This is a genomic window from Legionella cardiaca (assembly GCF_029026145.1).
Classification (GTDB): domain Bacteria; phylum Pseudomonadota; class Gammaproteobacteria; order Legionellales; family Legionellaceae; genus Tatlockia; species Tatlockia cardiaca.
Window position 1 is genome coordinate 363,086 of record NZ_CP119078.1, and the last position, 19,826, is coordinate 382,911.

The window sequence follows — 19,826 nt, forward strand, 5'->3', positions numbered from 1 at the left end:
CCATCCTGAAACTCTCCGTCATTCTGAAACTTCTCTCGCCATCCCTGGCTCTCCTTGTCATCCCGAGCGCAGCGAGGGATCTCCTGAGAGGGGATTGTCTGCTTATATAGGTAGTCTTGATGCAGCATTAGCATAATCAAGGAAAGCATCTTAAGAATCTTCTGTTGAAGTCAGAATAAAACGCCAACGCATGAGGAAATAATAATCTACTTCCAGAGTACTATTTTCTTTTGCATACTATTTGTGGGAACTCAAATTATAGCAAAGGAGAATGCATGCGTTACCCATTAGGACTTTTAGGGCTCACGCTCTTCGCACTGACGTCGCCAGTCATGGCTAAAGAAAATACGGTGCACATGATTGTAAAATATAAAGATCCCTCAGCTGCAGCAGCTACTTTAAAAATTGAGTTAAGTAATTTGGCTCATTTGCCTGTAGCATCGCTGACACCAATGGCAGGAGGGGCTTATTCCTTAATTTATAAAACACAAGATTTAAAAAGCAACAAGGATAGGCAAGAGTTACTGGCAAACATGTTATATCGATTACGTAAGAATCCCAAAATAGCTTATGCAGTAGAAGACAGAGTGGGCTATTTTAAGCCATTACCCACGTTAATGGATGAAATCTCACCATTGAATCTTTTATCACATGAGTCACAGTGGGATGAATTCACAAGACCTGCGGGTGTTATGCTTGAATCAGCGTCTGGATATCGAGATGGAGCATGGGCTTATACCACCGGTAAGGCAGCAAAACCAATTGTTGTTGCAGTTCTTGATACAGGAATAGCTTTTAACAATAGCTTACTCAATAATTTAGTAAAGGATCAACAAGGTAACGTTTGGGGATGGAATTTCGCGGCAAACAATAGTGATATACATGATGAAACAGGATCTTATCATGGGACTCATGTTGCGGGTACCATCGCAGGTTATGGCGACGTTATGACAGGAATGGGTGAAGATTTAAAAATATTAGCTGTTAAAATCCCCGATGCGTCAGGTATGTTTTATGAAAGTCAGGTCATTAATGCCATTTATTGGTCTGTTGGTGGCGAAGTACCTGGCGTTCCAACTAATCTTTATCCAGCCAAAGTACTTAACATGAGTTTTGGTGTAGATGAACGGCCAGGTAAAGAAATCGATCATTGTGATGAAGCTTTGCAAGAAGCTCTTTTTTATGTGCGCAAGAAAGGGGCGGTCGTTGCTGCCGCAGCTGGGAATGATAACCGCTGGGAGCATTATAATGCGCCTGCAGTTTGTAATTCTACAATTAAAGTAGCTGCAACGGGACCAGCGGGGCTTAGAGCGTATTACTCCAACTATGGGCCTAGTGTTTCATTTGCAGCCCCTGGCGGAGATTTGAAGTATGGCAGGAAAGGAGGCATTTTATCGACTGTTAACCCTGGTGGTGGTTATCAAAATTCGGGCTTTGATTTTTATCAAGGTACCAGTATGGCTACGCCGCATGTAGCTGGCGTAGCCGGACTAATTTTTGCCATAAATAATGGCGATATTAAGCCGGAGAAAGTAGAGCAAATTCTTTATGCAACCACCCATGGTTTTGGACAAACAACGGATGAAAATAATTCCTGTGTTGGAAAAAAACCCTGTGGCCATGGTATTTTGGACGCTGAAAATGCGGTCAAAGCTGCGATGGCTAACTATGATTTTATCCTAACGGTACCTAAAGCGGATGAGTTAAAATTAATCCCTTGCGGGGAAGGTGTTTATCAACCTAATACCGCGATAAAAAAAGGGAAAGGACACTGGTTACCCATTAAAAAATCTTGTGAACCAAAATTTACTTACATGCATCCTAAACTAAGGCAAACAAAATCAGGGAAGATAACTGTCAGTTATGGTACTGCAGTCTATCAGCTCAATGATTCATTAAAATGTCAACTCATTGGTTTTGAAGGTGTTGGATGTTATTTTTAAATAAGCTGATAGCCATCTAGATGGATGGCTATCAGCTGCTGTAAGAACTTAGTATTGATAAAAGGCAATAGTTCACTGGTTGTCTTCTGTTATTTTTCAGAATCTAATGATAAGTATTACATTTGCAGTTCATCATAAAGTTAATTTCTATATGCTCAATTTGATCATTATTTAACCTTTACGGTAAAACCCGCCTATAATAATCATAAGTAAAACAAGTGGATTGTAGGAAGAGGGTACTATGGAAAGCAATTCAAGGATACTAACCTTACTGAAGCAGGCGAAAGAGGTAGAAAAAAGAAGAGCTATTAATAATGCCGACAATGATATTTTTGTATTCCCGCCACAAAAAGAAACCGAAAATGACAGAGTCTTCGAACAACGCGTTAAATTGTTCCGCCAAGCAAATGCTCATAAAATTGAAGCCAATAATAATTGCTCTTTATGTGCAGTTGCTCCCTTTTATGGAGTTAATGTGACGGAGTTAAGAAAGCAACTTGAAGCGGAGAATAAAAAAGAGGGAGAGGAGGAGGATGAAGAATATTATAGACCCGACCGCTACATTGAGAGTTTTTTTGTTCGTTATTACAACCCGGATGCAGTTCATAATTTGGCACTTCAACCAAAAGATCAAATGGCTGGTATGAACAAGGCCCTACAAAAAAAGGGAATTAATCCTGTACAAAAGATTAAGTTTGATTCTAAAGGTGGTAAAACTGTAGAGGATCTCAAAGAAAATTTAAAAGATATTAAAGATAATCAAGGCATTATCTGTTTCTGGTATTGCATGACCGAAGGAGTATCTCATTATCTTTATGGACAAAAAGTTGATGGCAAATTGCAATTTATTGATTTTCAACTTGATAAAGGGGAAGGAGATTACCCTGGAATTTGCGATTTTCCAACTTTTTATTCATTTTCTAAAGATAAAATGATATCCATGGATGAACTTATCAAAAAAAAGAGCAAGGTTGAAGCTACCTTCCTGGTATACGATCAAATTGCCCCACCTCCTATTCAAGAGCGAATTGAATTATTTAGGAAACAGCAAATCCAAAAATTGCAAGATGAGGAACCACGACCTCGAAGTAAAAGGTTAGGGCCGGATGAAATGGAGGATTTATTAAAAAATTTTGAAAATTACTTAAAACAATCTGCAGGGATAGATAGTTCGGAACATGATTCAGAGCATGGCTCAGAGCATGGTTCCAAGTTACAATAATTAGCTCATCTGGGTAGCTGCAATGCCAGGAAACTAGCAAGAGTCTCCTTGAAGCCCCTTTGGCTGCAGCTTAAATGGCCAATTTTAATCACCCCAAATTGAAAATAAATCCTCTTCTAAAGGATCATTTGTGTGCTCTTGCTTCTCTTCAGTAATCGCAGGGAAGGTAATTGCGGGAGCAGGGTTGGTGAGTGCGTCTGTTAAACTGATGAACGTGTAGCCATGTTCTTTATACATTTTCAAGATATCATTTAATAAATAGCTATTGAGTATATTGGCATGAATGAGCAGAATCTGTTTTACAGGTTTCCCCTTAGCTCTTTTTTCTGCTCTAAGAGTTTGTTTCCAGATGAATGCGAGATATTCTGGTTTGATTTTTTGGATGTAATTTTCTCGTTCTCGGTAGGGGACTCTATAGATTCTTTCATTAAATCGAAAATCCAGGCTATCAACTGTCACTGGAGCAATAATATATTGATGTTCTGCCAGATAATCGCGAACTTTTTGTTTTTTTTGTTTATTACCTTCAGCAAGATAAGGGTAGCGGAAATATTTTGGTTCAGTAAGCAAGAGGGATAGTTTTTTATCGGCTCTGTCCACGTCAGCAATGTATTTTTCTGCGCTTGTTTGGTTCAAGTTATAATGAGAGTAGGTATGATTTCCCAGCATGAAGCCTGCTTGTTTGAACTGCTCCAAAAAATCCATCTCGCCTTTAGCTATTGACCCTGCAATAATAAAACCTGTTGCGGGCACCTTATTTTCCGTAAGGGCCTGAATTATTTTTGCAAAGCGTTCGGTTGCACGTTGGCGATTGCCTGGTGTATCCATTCTTGCGCCCACCAGTGGCAAATCGTCAATAGTAATGGCTATCTCACGTATTTCTTCCGCAAGGCATTCTGTGGAAAATAAAAGAATAATTAAAAAAAAGACATTGCGCATAGATAATCCTTTATCTTATGTTGAGGCCTGTCCTCAATGAGGGTGATTAATTAGTGTAGCAGATAAATTAGACGATAAGATACTTTAAAGTTTTTTGCACAAGACTCGTTCTTTTAATGGTTATAAAATCACGATAAACTCTAGCACTGCCATGTTTCATATGGAATCATGCAAGCCAAGGATTTAATTTTTTACAAAAAGAGGGATGCGATGAAGAAATATTTCACCACTATATTAGCAATACTAAGTTTAAATAGCTATGCCGAAGAGTTAAAGTCTTTCTCAGCAGTTGCCAAAGCAGTTACAACTGGAAAGCTGTTGACCTTTGTTTGGACAGCAAAAGCATGTACTTCTGACAGCAAATTACCAGATGTAATTACTGCTGTAAAACCGAATGCCATTATGTTGATTGCTAACCAACGAATCACTGCTTCCGATAGACATTTTACGATGAATGATCCAGCTTTACCGGACACGCCGGCTTTTATTTATAGTAAGTTCAATCTGAGAGCAGACGGACAGGCAATGCTTACTATGACACTCATGCAAGCTAAAGATTATAGCTCGGTCAAAAGTTATCAAATTCAATGTACATTGGGAAGCGGACTGACAATTTTTGACTAACATTAATTCCCTATTGAAAGTCCCAATCTGATTTGATTGGGACCAGGTTGAAAATGTCTATCTAATTCATTTTAATTTCCAAGCGGCATATTTTTCTAAAATCAGCAATTTCAAATTTTTTCTATACAAGTTCATCTGGCCTTAAAGTAAGTACTTCATATCCAGTATCAGTCACTAAAATTGTATGTTCCCACTGTGCAGATAATTTGTGATCTTTGGTGACAACTGTCCAACCATCTCCCAAAGTTTTAATTTCTTTACGACCTAAATTGAGCATCGGCTCAATGGTAAACGTCATGCCGGCTTGTAATTGTAAACCGGTATTGGGACTGCCAAAATGCATGATATTAGGTTCTTCCCACATGGATCTACCAATTCCATGGCCGCCATATTCGCGTACGACTGAATACCTGTGTTGTTCCGCATGTTTTTGAATTATGTTTCCTATGTCTCCAATCCGAATTCCTGGACGCACTATTGAAATGGCTTTATAGAGACATTCTTGTGTAATAGTAACTAATTTTTTAGCAAAAGGTTTTACATCGCCAACAAGAAACATTTTACTTGTGTCACCGATATAACCGTCCTTCTGTACAGTGACATCAATATTAATAATGTCCCCATTTTTAAGTACCTTATCGGAGGGGATGCCATGACAAACCACATGATTTATGGAAGTACAAATGCATGCGGGAAACCCATAATGGTTTAAGGTTGAAGGAGTGGCTTTTAAATCCTCGAGAATATACTGTCGGCAAATTTTTTCAAGCTCATTCGTGCTTATACCTGCAATCACATAAGGTTCTATCATTTGAAGTACAGAAGCAGCCAAATGACCAGCAACTCGCATTTTTTCTATTTCTTCAGGCGTCTTCACTAACATCGTATATTTCACCTAATGATGCTTGATGTACTAAAATTTTAAGAATTTCAGCATAAGTAATAGTAGGATTTTCTTCTGCCAGTTTTCCTATTCTAATCCAATACTCAGCTTGTGAATTAATGGAGCGACTCATTGCTCGTGCCATCAATTTAGTCGCTTCATGTAACTCATCAGAAATTTTAACTATGCCCATATGCCCTCCCAAAAATAAAATAATATAGTGTTTTGCTACAAAATGCTATGTTTTGAAGCTAAATATATTTTAATAAATAAAGTAATGGAGTAAATAAGGGGCCAAAAGAGGAATATTAAGGATGATATTTATAAATAAGTAGGATGTAATTTGTGATACAGCGTAAAAAAGCCCCTATGAAAATGTTAGCTATTGTTTCATCCGAAATTTCAAAGTCACTTACAATTGCCTTTGTTGAGTTTATGCAGTGTTGTATAACTAGGGAACTAACAATAATTTTTAATATTTTGGCTATAATATAAGAACCATGATTTAATTAGGGGTTGTGTATGTTAAATAAATCCTCTTATAAAGATAAGAAGTTAATGCAATCTCCCAAAGCGAAACAGCTTAACCGAAAAAGGTTCGTGGCTGGAGCAAAAAAATTTGAAAAAGGATGGATAGAAGTAGAATGACAGAAAGAATTACTCTTCTGCCTGATAAACTTCCCATGTTTTTTAAGGAGAAAGCAAGCAATTTTTGCTTGCTTATTCCTCCTTCTCTAAATGGACTTATTGATATTAATCAATGTCAAACTTATGCAAATTTTTTCGTTAAAATACTTCCTCCAAATGTTGTATTAGATGAGTTCGTTAAGCATATAGAAGATGACACCGATATTCTTTTTATTCCATATCAAAGTCCGTTAGTTGATTGTTACCCAGTAGATGGAAATCTTAAACCCAATCAACGATTCGTGGATGTCCTTGTTAATTTACAAACTCCAGTCAATTTTCAAACATTAGAACATATTTTAAATAACATTTATTGTACATCAGTCGAGCAACTCGAACACTCAACTGACATTTTTTTTGATGCGTTGTCTACCGCAGATCATCTTATCTTCACCAACAAACTTTATGGGACCTCGGCAACTCTATTTTTTAGAGAAGATTATTTATGGAGCGAAAACATCGGCTTGGTGTTGAAAGGGGAGTCAATTCGCGCACCTTATGGCGAAATTGCCTTGGTATCTACTCTGCTTCAGGATGATATAATTCCATGTTTGGAGATGAAAGGTGAAATTGTCTTTGATAGCACTGTTATTCTTCATTTATTTGCTTTTGAAAAATCATTTCTAGATGAACAGCATAACATGTACCATTCTTTGGCGGAAATCTATAAAAATCCAGTGAAAATTTATATTAATAATGGAATAGTGGAAAAAGTTATACCATTAACTCAAAATAATCAGACAGCTTTAGCTTTAGAGCAATTTTTTTCTCATGATCCTCAGTTAAGAAAGGTAATTGAAGTAGGGTTTGGCATTAATAAAAATATTCAACTCTTACCTGAAAACCTTGCAGCAAGCGAGCCTTATGGCGGTTTAAACAATTGCTTGCATTTGGGTTTTGGATCGAGAAAACTTAATTATCATTTAGATATTCTCTGCCCTCAAACCACTACCCTCACGGATCAGGGTTTACTTCTTGCCGGTGTGAAATAAAGCTATGCGGTAGTTAATGAAGAAGAGGTAGTTGCGAGCAAGGAGTTAACGATTCATAAAAAAGTGTAGCCTGAATGACAGCTTAGCTGACATCCAGGAATGAGTCTGGATTACTCTAAACCTGGTTGTCCTAAATGCCAAATAAATCCTCTTAATGAATTGGTAACCCGTCTTTCCCTTCGTACGCAATGCTTAAGTACATAAGTGCTAATAGAGGTTGACTATACTTACCATAGAAGAATAAGGATATTAACGAACAAGACAGGAGTGAAAAATGTTAAATCAATCAAAAGCATTTAGTGGTTTTTCAGTGGACAATCTCGAAAAAGCCAAGGCATTTTATGCTAACACTTTAGGCTTAAATGTTACTGAAGAAGAGCAAAAAGGATTAATATTACATTTGCCAACTGGCGCAGAGATTTTTATATATCAAAAACAAGAGCACCAACCGGCCACCTATACCATTTTAAACTTTCCAGTAGACAATATTGATAGGGCGGTAGATGTACTTAGTGCTAAAGGGATTAAATTTGAACAATACACCGGAGAATTGCAAACCGATCACAAAGGGATTTTCCGAAGCACTTCAGAACGAGAATGTCCAAATATTGCCTGGTTTAAGGACCCGGCAGGAAATATATTGTCTGTACTTGAAGAATAATTAAGCGTAGTCCGGATCGTCGTCTTTGCTGACATCTGGGAAGTAGTCTGGATTTATTTATTTTTTTCTCTATAAACCTCGCTGCCCTAAATGCCAAACAACTTCCTCATTAATGAGATGGAAACCTGGTTGTCGCTCTGCGTCAGCCAATTAGTTGAATGTTTAATCATGCAATGATTCGTGCATTAGAACAAGGGAAGCGGCATACTCATTGCACAACACTTAAATTACTCAATATCGTAGAAAGGCAGTATTTGAGGGTTTTTTGCTTTAAAGAGTCTTGATTATGAACAAATATCTGGCTTAGGGGGGGTATTAACAAATGATAAATCGCATCTTCATCGTGGGTCACATGGGAGCAGGTAAGTTTATATTTACCGAAGCGTTGGCTAAAAAATTAAGATGGCAACTTGTTGATGCAAATCCAAGTATTGAACGTTATATTGGACGACTTACAAGAGACATTCTGGGTGAGCAAGGAGAAGCAGCATTCAATCGCTGTCAAGCAGACATCATTTCACATTGTATCGGAAAAGAAAACGTTGTCGTTTTATTGGAGGAATGTGTTGTATCGAGCGAACAATGTCGAAAATTATTGTCCTCAGAATTTGTTGTTTATTTGAAAGTCTCTATACCAACGCAGCTTGGCCGTATGAAAAATGGTCGGGTTCCATCGCTTCCGGTGGATGATATAAAAAGTTTATTGGAAAAACAGCATCAGGAACGAGATACTTTTTATGAGGAAGTCGCTACTTTAATTGTTGAATCTGTTGGGTATTCTGATCATATTTCGGAAATCAACAAAATTATTGAGGAAGATGTCAACAAAGTTATGAAGGCTATGGATGATTATGGTGGATAAGGGTAGTCTTTCCCGTATCATTTTTCTTACTAGAGTACGAGCAACAGCTCGACCAGAATAAGTAACTAACGCATATAGGTATCGCCGCGCTTACTAATCCCTGGCAAACATCACATTACCGCTGAATATTGTTTGGCGACTAACCCTGGAAAAGCAGCAAAATGGCGGCCATTTTTAAATCCTTCGCCTTGCCCAACCAGCACGAATACCTAGGGCGGTCAATGCAATGTACTGTAGACGCTGGCAAGTTTGGGATGAGTCCATTTCATTTGATTAATGGTTCTTTAAAATATTACGTAAATTATTGAGGCGTTGGAACAATAAAACAAACATAGACCAGTTGCTTGTAATGATCTCTTGATCTTAGCTGTGACTCTCCAGTCTTGACCGGGGAGGATAGTATTTTAGCAGAGATCTTTGGGACCCCGCTGTCAGGCTGCTGAAAGTAGACCGCGCTCTATTCTAAATTTAAAAACCTGCTAAGATGTAAATCTACTTATCTTTCAGCCCTCTTTTTTGGCATGGTTATGCCCATTTTAGTAAAGATAAGATTCTCGCGGAGTACTCTAAACCTGTCGTTCACTGGAGGAATATATGCAGCAAAAAAGAGAGATTATTGATACAACGCGTTTATTTGCTAAAATTGATGCTCTAGTTGATCCTGTGCTTCAAACCATCCCCGAAACCCCCCAATTTTCTCTTAATAGCGGTAAACAATTGCGATTATTTGATAAGGATACGCTAGCGGGTATGAGAGCTTCTGTGCGGGATTGCCGTTCTTTAATTGTAGTAATCGATACTAGTGGACCAACAGGTATTGGATACATCCTTACAGCCCTCCCTGAAAGTGATGAACAAGCGGTTATTGCAGGGGATGAATTACTTAAGTCATGGCATGCTAAATTCCCTATGGCTAAATATTTAGACGCGGAAGAGGAGCAGGATAGACAATTAGAATTATATTTTCATGAACGTAAACTAGCTACGATTGATCGGCTCTTTGATCAATGGGTTTGGGATGCGCTTCCTGAAGAAGTTCGTCAAATTCCTTCGATAGAAAAGCAACTTCATGAATGCCAAGATGATCTTGCTAATCCAGAAACGGAAGACGATGAAAATAGTCATGGTGAAATAATGCAACTCCAAGAACAACTTGATGCCGCGAAGAGTATTCGGGATACTCTTAGTCTTGTTGAGATTAAGGCAAAAGCCTTGATCCACGCGCAAGTAGCGGTGGCTATAGCTGTTGCCGAGCAAAAGAAATGGAGTGAATTACTGAATTTTGATCAAGATGATCCAGAGCACATTTTAAATGATGAACAGTTTACGGCACTTGTCTCTCAAGCCGTTGATGCACTAGCAGCTCGCAATTATGTTCGCCTTGGTAAGGACGAATTGGGACCACTAGCTAAGCATCTGGCCGCTCGCAGAGAATTACAAAATGAAAAACGCTCAAATGCTGAAGGTAGTTTGCGCACTCTCGCAACCTCGGCGGGTGAAACTCATCAACTCTCGTTAAGTGAAGTTAGGGATCCAATCAATCGCACACTCTTTATCGATACTATTACAAGTAGTTGTGGCAAGAAATTTCGCGATATTATTGTAGGTGCCTGCCTTTTGGTAAACCAACCATTGCCTACGGTTATTAAAGAATTTATTAATCAAAAAATGGAAACAGATAATGCATACCCAACCAAGGCAAAGAAGACATATTATCAATTTAGTAGAAACAGATTTAAACTACCCCCAGAACAAATGGAAGTTCTCGCCGATTTTGGTCTTCATTGTTTAGATACTGCAAGAGTAAGCCCTAATCTAGAAAAGTTTGGTTTGCTTAAAAGAACCAGGAGTTTGGATCATCTGGCCGATTTTGAAAGTGATAAGTCAGCCAAGTTATCAGATCCGGGAACCCCATAATCTGAGAGGGATGATTTCTTCTAAAACAAGAAGGGAAAAGAGGGCTATCACTATCATCCCTTGATGATTTCCCTTCTAAAAATGGTCCAACCTAGCCACTTTGTAGAACACTCACCAGCGGCGTGGGGATATTTATTTGTAATAATTTATTCCGGTACACTAGCGCGACCATAGATGAAAAATGCGCCATTAAAATGGCGCATTGAAGGTTAATTACAGATTCCATTTAAGACACAATTTTTAAGTTCGGTAGCAAACTTAAAGTTATTGTTTTGATCATAAGTTACTTCCCAGTTAAACACCCCACCAATTGCCCCATAAGCACGTGGAGGAACATAGGTATCACAGCTTGTGCTGCTTTTTGTAGCGGTTTTTAAACATTGAATTGCTCGCTTAATGATGGAGGTCGGTTTTACAGGTGAACCATCACTGTTACCGTTCGCATTCGGAGCTGGATAGCCTAAGACGACTTGGCTTGGTTGCAAATAACTGATATAGGGTTGAAAACCGGTTGTTTGACCGTTAACCGTTGCAGGCCAGTTCTCTAATAAATCAGTCGCCATGGCTACACTGAAATTCGGTGTATTGGTTGTATCAGAATGACACACCAAATCAATACCAAACGCACATCCGGTATTGTATAACTGAATTCCCACCCAAGCTAAAGAGTTATGAGTCTGCAGAATTAATGACGCATAATTCCCCCAAGTTTGATCAAATCCAGAAGTGGCGGCAATATTCGCTACTTGAGGGGTGAGGGTAATTAATAAATTGGGATTTTGTTGATGCATGGTGTTGATAATATTTGCTAAAACAGCAATATCACCTTGAGGCTGAGAGAAAGTACCACCCCCATTAATTCCATGCTCGATATCGATGTCAAACCCATCAAAACCATACTGTGTGATTAACCCATTAAGTGAACTGATGAAGGTTTGTTGAAAGGCTGCTGGAGAACTTGCAGCACTTAAGACTTGATGAAAATCAACAGTAGTATCAGGAATACTAGTTAAGGCACCACCTAATGACAGTATGACTTTGATACCGGCATTGTGTAACGATTGAATATATTCTTTGGTGACTGTGTCAAAGGCAGAAGCTATTTCACCCGGTGTTGTGGTGCTGAACACACCAAAAGCTACCATCACATGAGTATATCCTGCATTTGCTAAAGATTGTGCAGAAGGAGGTGTTTTCCATCCTGGAACGTACGTAATGATTCGTCCTTTGGTTTCTGTAATTTGAGTTAAGGTGATTGTTTCCACCGCATTCGCTGTAGCAGTTAATGGTTGGGGCGAGAAACTAGCGGTATAACCAGGAACATTTTCAGCTGAAATCGTATAAATGACACCTTCAGTTAAATTGATAATCGCTGAACCAGAACCATTACTTAAATTAATGGTTTGTACAACAGGTGCAGTATTATCATTCGGTGTTAAAGTTACCGTTAGTGAAGCCAAAGTCGCTGGTGCACCTTGTATATTAAAGGTTGTGGTTGTTTGTGCAACTTGCTGACAACTGTAGGTTAAATTAACTACAGGTGTAGTCGTAGCACTCGCAACAACGTTAGCGGGTATCAATGTGGGATTACATTTAACATTATTATAATTAATGACCGCTGTTGTCAGACTATAAGTACTACCGTCTTTTAAATTAGAAACGGTCGTCGTACTATCCCAAGTAACTTCTTTAGACGTACTCGCGCCTGTGCCGCTTTGAGTCAACACTACTGTAGGATTGCTAGTGTATCCTGTAAGCTCACTTGGTAATGTTTGTGTCTGAATATTGACTTTGCCGGTATTAGGTATCGCGGTATAAGTAATGACCGAGTTCACCGTTTGATTTTCTGATACTTGCACCGTTTGAGGAACAGCAGAACCTTGGAATGTCGTTCCTGCAGTATCATTTACACTTTCTGGAGAAATAGTGTACGTGCCTGTTGCAAGGTCATTAACATTTAAAGTCGCTCCCCAGCCTAATTGCACATCCTGAATGGGTTGTCCATTCATTGTAAGATGGATGAGTGCATAATTTTGAGTGACGTTTGCTGGTTTTGAACTGTTGTTTTTTAAGTTAAGAATGCCTGTACTTGGGGTTGAGCCTAAATAAACTTTCGTACTGCCGTCGACGTGATCATCGGCAGGAGCACCATACATAATGGTAATGGATTTTCCTGAGGGAAGCATGGTTGTGGATCCGGACCAACTGGGAAAGTGTAAATTCAGCGTGGCTAAAAAGTTGCTCCCAGACGGTTGTGAACTGATTGTTAATGCATTATCAGGATAGGGAAGCGGATCAAAACTACCCCAAAATGAAGTATTTATATTGGTTGTATTATTAAAGGTAATTGTAGCATTTTGAAAATCGACGGGTTGGCCACAATTATTGGTTAATTTTAGGCTAATGTCTTTCCAATGTGCATTTCCTGTAGCAGTAAATTGACTACCTATACACGCTGTAGGTTGGGCTATGGCAAGTTTAGCCGAGGTATCCATTGATACCGATGCCAAAATAGAACAGGCGCTAAGACCTATCAAGTATTTTTTCATTAGAACTCCTTTCTTTTGTTATTTTAAAATGTGAAACTAAAAAACATCGAAAGTAAATCGACGTAAAAAATTCATCAGTAGAAGAATATGATTTAGCGAATAAATCATTCCTTAATTAGTGCTGGATATTTTTTAAAGACTATTGTAATTAATAACAAGTATTTGAATACAACTACTATTTCCATATTAATTTTGTCAGCAGAACCATAAAACTTAGCGCATAAATGGCTTGGGTTCAAATGATTATGATTTAGCGATAGAACTTAGTATGCGAGTGATAATATCATCTTCACAGAGATTCATTTACCCTCCATCGTCCAGAGTTAAATCTGTTAGGTCAGTGCTGAATGTATGATATTCAAGCCCTTCAGGAGATAATGGCCGCGAAAAAACAATGAGTAAAAACCATTCCCATTTCACATGTGCACGTTGTCGCCAGTTTAAAGTAACAGGTGTTGCAAATTGGAGTTACTGGCACCCTTGCCATAATTTCTGCGGGAAAAAATTGATTGATAGGAAGGCTCGCTAATTATAATGAATTAACAATACACCAAGTAAATTAATTAAAAATAATCATACTAAACAAGGGCTTTTCTTCTCACCAGCATCGTAGTCTTCAATAAGCCAGATGTTCTCCCTTGCGATCAATTCGCGGCTCATAGATTTACCAATCAACTTGAAATGCTCTACCTCTAAAGTGTAGCTATAGCCCAAAAATCCACCGCTCTGCTGAAAAAGGTGTTTTGCAAAAAATTGCTTTGCGCTCTCATTATTAAAATGGGGTCTTCCTAAAACACGGTAGGGTTTTTCCATAGAGCTGACGTGATTAACCATTGCTATTAACAACTCTTTCCCCACTCGTTTATGTGTTTGAGTCTCTTGAGGATAACATCGGGATAGCATGCAGGATGCCGAAATGAGCATCTCGCTTATTTCAAAATACATACCACTCGCGCCAAAAAAATTATTTGCTTCCCAATTATAAGTGCGTATTCCACCTCCTAAAGCAATACCCTGTATTTCCTCATCCTCCTCGGCAATAAGAAAACAGAATCCATTTTTTTTATACCTACTGACACTCTCTTCAGAAATATTTTTTTTTAAAAAATCTACCATATCTTTAACGGATTCTTTCCAATGATAGAGCAAATTAGAATTAGTTGATTTGAAAAGGTTTTTTGAGGTGTACTCTTTTTCCATTTTTTGCCACTCAAGCAATACTGCCAATAGATTTTGTTTTTCAGCTTCAAACTCTGGGTAACTTAATTTTCTTATCTTCATAGGGAATAATGCCTTTACAATCATGTTCAACGGCTATGCTCGTCAAATCATTTACATCCTGACTATTGTTTATTTTTTAATTAGTGAGAAAGGGCTGCATCACAAAAAAAGAGATAGTGTCACAAGCTATTTTGAGTTTCAATCAATTTAATAGGCAGGCAGAACATTTATCGCTCTGCGTATTGGGTTGTCATATATTATTTACAACCATCTCATTTTTACAGTTTTAACCATGCAAAAACGAAATTGTAGAACTCCAACGTGCCCCTTGGAAAAGAGGAACGACCGGTATTTTAAGCTTTGACGAAAAGCAGTTTTTCAGCAACGGTTTCTGCACGCGCATTGAATTTGCCTTTTTAATTCTTCATGGTATGAAGGTTATTTAAAATGCTACGTGGGTTCTTTTGTTTTTCAAGGTTTTTTTTTCATTTCCACGAATAAAATAGGGTATTTATACCGTATTTTAATCACTCAATCGCAATTTATAATAAACACTTAGATTAAATATGATCATCTTGCTTATAAGATGACTTTGATCTCAATTCTCTTCCATTAGCGCTAAAGTGCTTGGATTAGAACTCGGGAATATTAGAAATTGATAGATAAAATTATTTAAATGCACTTCTAATGTTCAATTAATTCATTAAACATCAACGGATAAATCTAGGTACATATCTATGACATCTAAAATATTGGGAAAGCTTTCTTTTAATGATGAATTGCTCCAAAATGATTTAAATACCATTGCACAGTTTCCTGAACTAAATGAAGAATACGATGAGTTTGGAATTGGTTATTGGAAGAATCATTCTCTATGGAATGAGTGTGGGGATTTTACCAATACACAATACAGAGATTATATAACGCCTATTAAAATTACTGAGTTAGGAAAAAAGCTCCCTTATATAACAAGAATGGTTGAAGAAAATTTTGATCTCACCCATTTAAAAATGGTAAGAGCGCGTAATCTTATTAATGGTTTCGTCATTCCACATAAAGATTTTGTAGAATTAAAGCAAAGAAAAACTCATTACTTGCGTGTTTTTATTCCTTTAGAAAATAACAGCGACTCTTATCACTCTGATGAAAAATCCGTTTTTCAAATGCAAAAAGGTGAGGTATGGCGCCTTGATGCTTCAATTGTTCATGCTGCAGCTAATTTTGGTACAGATAGCCGAGTCCATATATGCTTGGACTTTCAGTTTCCTGAAGAACGCGTACCGGAATGATGCGGTTTTAGCGGCCTTACATGCTGGAAATCAAGTCCCTTTGTCAGAACAATACTTATTAAACATAGGGGAAACTAAGAATGGTGCTTATCAGCTAACTAATATTTCTTTTCATTCCAATATAATTTTAAAGGCTGATCCTTCAAAATATAATGCAATGACAATAACAGCAGCAAAAACTCCTGAGCTAATTTCAGTTAAGCGGTCACTGGTAACCGTAGTATTCGGGAATGAATCAGTTGTAGAAAAGGTTATAACTAAAAAAGATACTCGTTTATTAAGTGATGTCTTAGGTAAAGACGACCTGGTCCCTGTTTCACAGGCTATTCCTGGTAATGAGGGTAAGCAAGAAAAGAAGCTTATAGAATCAAATTCCCCTCATTTTTTTAGCTTATCTTCAAGTGCAAAACCTAAGGAAGAAATTGGAGATGGCGTAAAATTTCAATTATGAAATTTTACTTAAAGTCAAAGCATAAAGGGTAGTGATGCCATTAATTTTTTTATTGTTATGGAGCAGTGGTTATTTATTTTCTGAAATGGGGTTAGAGGACAATAATCCCATTTCATTTTTGATGCTAAGGCTACTGTTTGCTTGTTTGATTATGGGCACAATACTTTTATGCCAGAGGCGTACTTTTTCTCTGACGGGGAAACAAATCGCTCAAATGAGTATTATAGGTATCTTTATACAAGGCTTTTACCCTTTTTTTTCTTTTTCTGCTCTGTATAAAGGCATCTCTCCTGGTGTGATAGCTATTGTGCTGGGCACGCAACCAATCATCACCGCCCTAATACTAAGAGAGCAAATGAGTTTTTCACGAATCACAGGGCTAATTCTCGGGATAATTGGTTTAACTCTTACGGTCTCAAATGTATTATTTGTAGGCTCAAATTCTGTTTTAGGTATATTCTGTTGCTTTTTATCCCTTTTTGGTATTACTGTGGGGACTATACTACAAAAAAAATATGGTTTAACCCAATCCTTAACACTCAATTTATTCATACAATATCTTGCAAGTTTTCTTTTTATTTTTGTTCTGTATTTATCCCAAGAAAACAAAGTAATTCAATGGTCCGAACATTTTATCGTCGCTTTAGGTTGGATGGTGCTTGTTGTATCCATTATCTCAACGTTGTTATTTAATTATTTATTAAAAAGCAGAATAATAGTTAATTTTACAAGTTACTTATATTGTGTTCCGCCAGTTACTGCTTTAATGGACTATTTAGTGTATCACCACACCTTATCTCAAACTTCTCTCATAGGCATGATAATGGTTATATTAGGGTTGGTCTTAATTCTTAAAAACTCTCATAATAAACAGGTAGAACAATCATCAGAAAGATCAACAGCCTAAATTAAGCCTCTGGGGAATTACTCCTAAAAACGAAACAGGAAATTGAAAGCAACAACATTTCATTTGAATAAATTGAATTTCCGGAAATGAAACGCTCGGTAAATCTAAAGTTTGTTAGGATAATAAATTCATTTGCAAGGCTTTTTTAACTAATTCAGCACGTGTACTGCAATTTAACTTATTTTTAACTGCTTCGAGATAATGCTCAACAGTACGTGGAGAAAGATCTAAAATGTCACCAATTTTTCTCGAAGTATATCCTTCTGCATAATGACGTAAACAATCTAATTGTCTTTTTGATAATCTATTGAATTTGACTTCTTTACCATTAGCAGTAGAGCAAGATTTGCTGAATATAGGTAAATCATTCGGATGGGTGTTTAGTGTTTGGCATGCAGTAAATTGACAAATAATTCCTTCAAAATTTTGTTTTTCATCAACATAATATATTTTACTTACTACATTGGTGTAAGTTTTATTATCCGCTCTTGTTTGTTGTTCCAGGTAATTTAAGCGTGGTATCTTAGTTTCAATAATTTTCTTATCATCTGCTCGATATTGATTACTTTGTTTGCGACACCATGGCAAATCATAATCAGTTAACCCCTGAAGGTCATTAGGTTGTGTGATTCCAGCAAGTATACAAAATGGTAAGTTTCCCCAAACAATAAGAGCTTGCATCTTTTATAAATGCCGGGAAAGGTAAGTTATTAATAATATTGTTAATATTCAAAGTATACGCAGGATTCATAATTTCCTACCCTGGGTTAAATTACAGAAATGGGGCAAATGCGAACTAGAACCTTACTATTGTACAAATTTATTTATCTTCGTAAAACATCTCAAAAATTATCTAATTAAATTTTTTTTTTTAATTCTCAAAGCTGCTATATATAAGTTTCTACATTACTTTGTAGGTATTCGAGAATATTAAGCCAACATTATCGGGTTAGATTATTAGGTAGTAACCATAATGATTCATAATATAGGGGTTAAAATAAAAGCTACATGGGTAAATATACCCATGTATAGCACTGCGGTTAAAAATTATTATGACGATAATTCGTTAGTGCTTTTACTGAATTCTTAAAAATTCAAAAACGTCAGTAATAACCGAAAACAAGAAAGAAGAATATCTACGCTTACTGAGTTATTATCTTTGCTAGCAGAAAACAGGCTACACATTCTGGCGATTCAGTAATTGCACCACCCTTTATTTGTACCGAATCGCTAGGAACCAATCACTAAGCAAACTCAGATTCGCCTGAAAATTCTGGTTTACGATACTTTGGATTAACTTTCACATGCCAGATTGGCAGCATCAAAAAAAATGGAATAAAGCAACAAATCAACAATGTCAGGAAGAAATTATTCCAACCGTAATTTTTAATAATGGCACCCAAAGGCGCACCGGCTAAAACAGCACCTAAACAATAGGCAAAAAATCCGGCAAAGCCAGTTGCAGTCGCCGCTGCTTTTTTATGTGCTAATTCCGCACACGCCATTCCAATCATCATTTGTGGTCCAAAGATAAAAAAACCAAAGAAAAAAAGAAATAATGAATCGAGGAATGGTGTATATTCCCTCGTCAACGTAAATAGCAATAAAGTGACGAATACACCTGCAGTAAAGAGGACGTTGATTGGATTACGTTTGCCTTGAAATATTTTATCAGAAGACCAACCGGCAACCAGATTTCCAAAAAAACCACCCACTTCAAACCATATGACGCAACTACCTGCTGTGATTAAGGAATAATCCTTCACTTCCGTTAAGTACAACATGCTCCAATCATTAATGGCCGTTCGGACAACGTAAATAAACAAATAAGAAATCGACAGTATCCAAATATATGGGTTACTTAACACATAATTCCAAAGAATTTCTTTGACTGAGAGTTCTGTTTTTTCTTGGTGGTGATTTGATAAACCAGAAATACTTTCCCGATATTGCTCTATCGCAGGTAAACCAAGTGACTGCGGGGTATCTCTTAAACGATTAATTAAAAAAACACCGCCCAAAATACAGATGATTCCAGGCACAAACATGGCTGAACGCCAGCCGAAATACTGCGCGCACATAGCGACAATCAATGGAATTAATGCACCGCCAACATTATGTGATGTATTCCAAAGACTCCACCAACGACCACGTTCGGATTGCGAATACCAATGTGTTAATAATTTAGTACATCCTGGCCATCCCCACCCTTGGAACCAACCATTCAATCCCCAAAAAATAGCAAATAACCACCAAGTGGAAGACAAGCCAAACAAAATATTAAAAATACCTGTCAAAATTAGCCCGATCGCCATTAAATAACGAGGATTAGACTTATCGCCGAGAATTCCACTCAAAAATTTGCTGATGCCATAACTTAAGCTCAAAATGCTAGCAATCATTCCAAGTTCAGTTTTAGTCATCCCCAAGGTGCTTTGTAATGCCGGCATCGCAAAGGTAAAACTTTTTCGCGTAAAATAAAACAAAGCATACCCTATATACATTGCATAAAAGGTGCGAATACGCCAATACCGATATTGCCGTTTAACAATAGCTTTATCCTGAATTTCATTAAGATAAGGAGCAGGTTTTAGAAAATTCAAAAATGCCACGATTGTCCATCATCATGATAAAAAAACAAGATTAGAATGTAACGCGCCAGGTATGTCAAATCATTTC

Annotated in this window: 18 protein-coding genes; 11 read left to right on the forward strand and 7 right to left on the reverse strand. The window is 37.3% G+C overall.

Annotated elements, in window-relative coordinates; all coding sequences use genetic code 11:
- Positions 1-275: 275 nt before the first annotated feature.
- Together PXX05_RS01645 and PXX05_RS01650 are read left to right on the forward strand one after the other, a co-directional pair.
- Entirely contained in the window at positions 276-1,943 is a 1,668-nt protein-coding gene (locus PXX05_RS01645) for a S8 family serine peptidase (protein WP_275089310.1), read from the forward strand.
- A 241-nt stretch (positions 1,944-2,184) separates the two neighbouring features.
- Positions 2,185-3,165: a hypothetical protein gene (locus PXX05_RS01650; protein ID WP_275089311.1), complete on the forward strand. Its 981-nt coding sequence runs from the start codon at positions 2,185-2,187 to the stop codon at positions 3,163-3,165.
- 84 nt (positions 3,166-3,249) lie between these two features.
- Here the strand turns inward: PXX05_RS01650 and PXX05_RS01655 are convergent, their stop codons facing one another.
- Positions 3,250-4,104, reverse strand: coding sequence for a polysaccharide deacetylase family protein (locus PXX05_RS01655; protein ID WP_275089312.1), 855 nt, complete (start codon positions 4,102-4,104; stop codon positions 3,250-3,252).
- 168 nt (positions 4,105-4,272) lie between these two features.
- Here PXX05_RS01655 and PXX05_RS01660 point away from each other — a divergent pair, with 168 nt between their 5' ends.
- Positions 4,273-4,728, forward strand: a complete 456-nt coding sequence (locus PXX05_RS01660) for a VirK family protein (protein WP_275089313.1) — start codon at positions 4,273-4,275, stop codon at positions 4,726-4,728.
- 121 nt (positions 4,729-4,849) lie between these two features.
- Here PXX05_RS01660 and map read toward each other — a convergent pair whose 3' ends face one another.
- Together map and PXX05_RS01670 are read right to left on the reverse strand one after the other, a co-directional pair.
- Positions 4,850-5,611, reverse strand: coding sequence for a type I methionyl aminopeptidase (map, locus tag PXX05_RS01665; protein ID WP_275089314.1), 762 nt, complete (start codon positions 5,609-5,611; stop codon positions 4,850-4,852).
- Entirely contained in the window at positions 5,592-5,804 is a 213-nt protein-coding gene (locus PXX05_RS01670) for a ParD-like family protein (protein ID WP_275089315.1), read from the reverse strand. The genes map and PXX05_RS01670 overlap by 20 nt, the downstream gene beginning before the upstream one ends.
- A gap of 329 nt (positions 5,805-6,133) precedes the next feature.
- On the opposite strand from PXX05_RS01670, the gene PXX05_RS01675 reads away from it, so the two are divergent.
- The 5 genes from PXX05_RS01675 to PXX05_RS01695 all read left to right on the forward strand — a co-directional run bounded on the left by PXX05_RS01675 (position 6,134) and on the right by PXX05_RS01695 (position 10,730).
- Positions 6,134-6,259, forward strand: a complete 126-nt coding sequence (locus PXX05_RS01675; RefSeq protein WP_275089316.1) for a hypothetical protein — start codon at positions 6,134-6,136, stop codon at positions 6,257-6,259.
- Positions 6,256-7,290, forward strand: coding sequence for a hypothetical protein (locus PXX05_RS01680; protein ID WP_275089317.1), 1,035 nt, complete (start codon positions 6,256-6,258; stop codon positions 7,288-7,290). Before PXX05_RS01675 ends, PXX05_RS01680 begins: the two co-directional genes overlap by 4 nt.
- A 274-nt stretch (positions 7,291-7,564) precedes the next feature.
- Complete coding sequence (locus PXX05_RS01685) at positions 7,565-7,951, forward strand: VOC family protein (RefSeq protein ID WP_275089318.1); 387 nt, start codon at positions 7,565-7,567, stop codon at positions 7,949-7,951.
- Positions 7,952-8,273: 322 nt separating this feature from the next.
- A complete protein-coding gene (locus tag PXX05_RS01690) occupies positions 8,274-8,813 on the forward strand; it encodes a shikimate kinase (RefSeq protein WP_275089319.1) in 540 nt (179 codons plus the stop codon).
- 594 nt (positions 8,814-9,407) lie between these two features.
- A complete protein-coding gene (locus PXX05_RS01695; RefSeq protein ID WP_275089320.1) occupies positions 9,408-10,730 on the forward strand; it encodes a hypothetical protein in 1,323 nt (440 codons plus the stop codon).
- Positions 10,731-10,939: 209 nt separating this feature from the next.
- On the opposite strand, the gene PXX05_RS01700 is transcribed toward PXX05_RS01695, so the two are convergent.
- Both PXX05_RS01700 and PXX05_RS01705 read right to left on the reverse strand, forming a co-directional pair.
- Positions 10,940-13,279: a glycosyl hydrolase family 18 protein gene (locus PXX05_RS01700; RefSeq protein WP_275089321.1), complete on the reverse strand. Its 2,340-nt coding sequence runs from the start codon at positions 13,277-13,279 to the stop codon at positions 10,940-10,942.
- A gap of 573 nt (positions 13,280-13,852) precedes the next feature.
- Entirely contained in the window at positions 13,853-14,560 is a 708-nt protein-coding gene (locus PXX05_RS01705; protein ID WP_275089322.1) for a hypothetical protein, read from the reverse strand.
- Between the two features lie 677 nt (positions 14,561-15,237).
- On the opposite strand from PXX05_RS01705, the gene PXX05_RS01710 reads away from it, so the two are divergent.
- From PXX05_RS01710 to PXX05_RS01720, 3 genes are read left to right on the forward strand one after another with little or no spacing between them, the layout of a single operon-like run.
- Positions 15,238-15,789 (forward strand): aspartyl/asparaginyl beta-hydroxylase domain-containing protein, encoded by a 552-nt coding sequence (locus PXX05_RS01710; RefSeq protein ID WP_275089323.1) that lies wholly within the window; start codon positions 15,238-15,240, stop codon positions 15,787-15,789.
- Between the two features lie 40 nt (positions 15,790-15,829).
- Complete coding sequence (locus tag PXX05_RS01715) at positions 15,830-16,240, forward strand: hypothetical protein (RefSeq protein ID WP_275089324.1); 411 nt, start codon at positions 15,830-15,832, stop codon at positions 16,238-16,240.
- 34 nt (positions 16,241-16,274) lie between these two features.
- Complete coding sequence (locus PXX05_RS01720; RefSeq protein ID WP_275089325.1) at positions 16,275-17,147, forward strand: DMT family transporter; 873 nt, start codon at positions 16,275-16,277, stop codon at positions 17,145-17,147.
- Between the two features lie 114 nt (positions 17,148-17,261).
- On the opposite strand, the gene PXX05_RS01725 is transcribed toward PXX05_RS01720, so the two are convergent.
- A complete protein-coding gene (locus tag PXX05_RS01725) occupies positions 17,262-17,828 on the reverse strand; it encodes a response regulator transcription factor (protein ID WP_275089326.1) in 567 nt (188 codons plus the stop codon).
- 563 nt (positions 17,829-18,391) lie between these two features.
- On the reverse strand, positions 18,392-19,759 hold the full coding sequence (gene pgtP / locus PXX05_RS01730) for a phosphoglycerate transporter protein PgtP (RefSeq protein WP_275089327.1): 1,368 nt from the start codon (positions 19,757-19,759) through the stop codon (positions 18,392-18,394).
- Positions 19,760-19,826 lie beyond the last annotated feature (67 nt).

Excerpts from the sequence above, each read along its gene's own strand:
- PXX05_RS01645 (WP_275089310.1), top strand. The coding sequence starts at position 276 with ATGCGTTACCCATTAGGACTTTTAGGGCTCACGCTCTTCGCACTGACG.
- PXX05_RS01650 (WP_275089311.1), top strand. The coding sequence starts at position 2,185 with ATGGAAAGCAATTCAAGGATACTAACCTTACTGAAGCAGGCGAAAGAG.
- PXX05_RS01655 (WP_275089312.1), bottom strand. The coding sequence starts at position 4,104 with ATGCGCAATGTCTTTTTTTTAATTATTCTTTTATTTTCCACAGAATGC.
- PXX05_RS01660 (WP_275089313.1), top strand. The coding sequence starts at position 4,273 with ATGCAAGCCAAGGATTTAATTTTTTACAAAAAGAGGGATGCGATGAAG.
- map (WP_275089314.1), bottom strand. The coding sequence starts at position 5,611 with ATGTTAGTGAAGACGCCTGAAGAAATAGAAAAAATGCGAGTTGCTGGT.
- PXX05_RS01670 (WP_275089315.1), bottom strand. The coding sequence starts at position 5,804 with ATGGGCATAGTTAAAATTTCTGATGAGTTACATGAAGCGACTAAATTG.
- PXX05_RS01675 (WP_275089316.1), top strand. The coding sequence starts at position 6,134 with ATGTTAAATAAATCCTCTTATAAAGATAAGAAGTTAATGCAATCTCCC.
- PXX05_RS01680 (WP_275089317.1), top strand. The coding sequence starts at position 6,256 with ATGACAGAAAGAATTACTCTTCTGCCTGATAAACTTCCCATGTTTTTT.
- PXX05_RS01685 (WP_275089318.1), top strand. The coding sequence starts at position 7,565 with ATGTTAAATCAATCAAAAGCATTTAGTGGTTTTTCAGTGGACAATCTC.
- PXX05_RS01690 (WP_275089319.1), top strand. The coding sequence starts at position 8,274 with ATGATAAATCGCATCTTCATCGTGGGTCACATGGGAGCAGGTAAGTTT.
- PXX05_RS01695 (WP_275089320.1), top strand. The coding sequence starts at position 9,408 with ATGCAGCAAAAAAGAGAGATTATTGATACAACGCGTTTATTTGCTAAA.
- PXX05_RS01700 (WP_275089321.1), bottom strand. The coding sequence starts at position 13,279 with ATGAAAAAATACTTGATAGGTCTTAGCGCCTGTTCTATTTTGGCATCG.
- PXX05_RS01705 (WP_275089322.1), bottom strand. The coding sequence starts at position 14,560 with ATGAAGATAAGAAAATTAAGTTACCCAGAGTTTGAAGCTGAAAAACAA.
- PXX05_RS01710 (WP_275089323.1), top strand. The coding sequence starts at position 15,238 with ATGACATCTAAAATATTGGGAAAGCTTTCTTTTAATGATGAATTGCTC.
- PXX05_RS01720 (WP_275089325.1), top strand. The coding sequence starts at position 16,275 with ATGCCATTAATTTTTTTATTGTTATGGAGCAGTGGTTATTTATTTTCT.
- PXX05_RS01725 (WP_275089326.1), bottom strand. The coding sequence starts at position 17,828 with ATGCAAGCTCTTATTGTTTGGGGAAACTTACCATTTTGTATACTTGCT.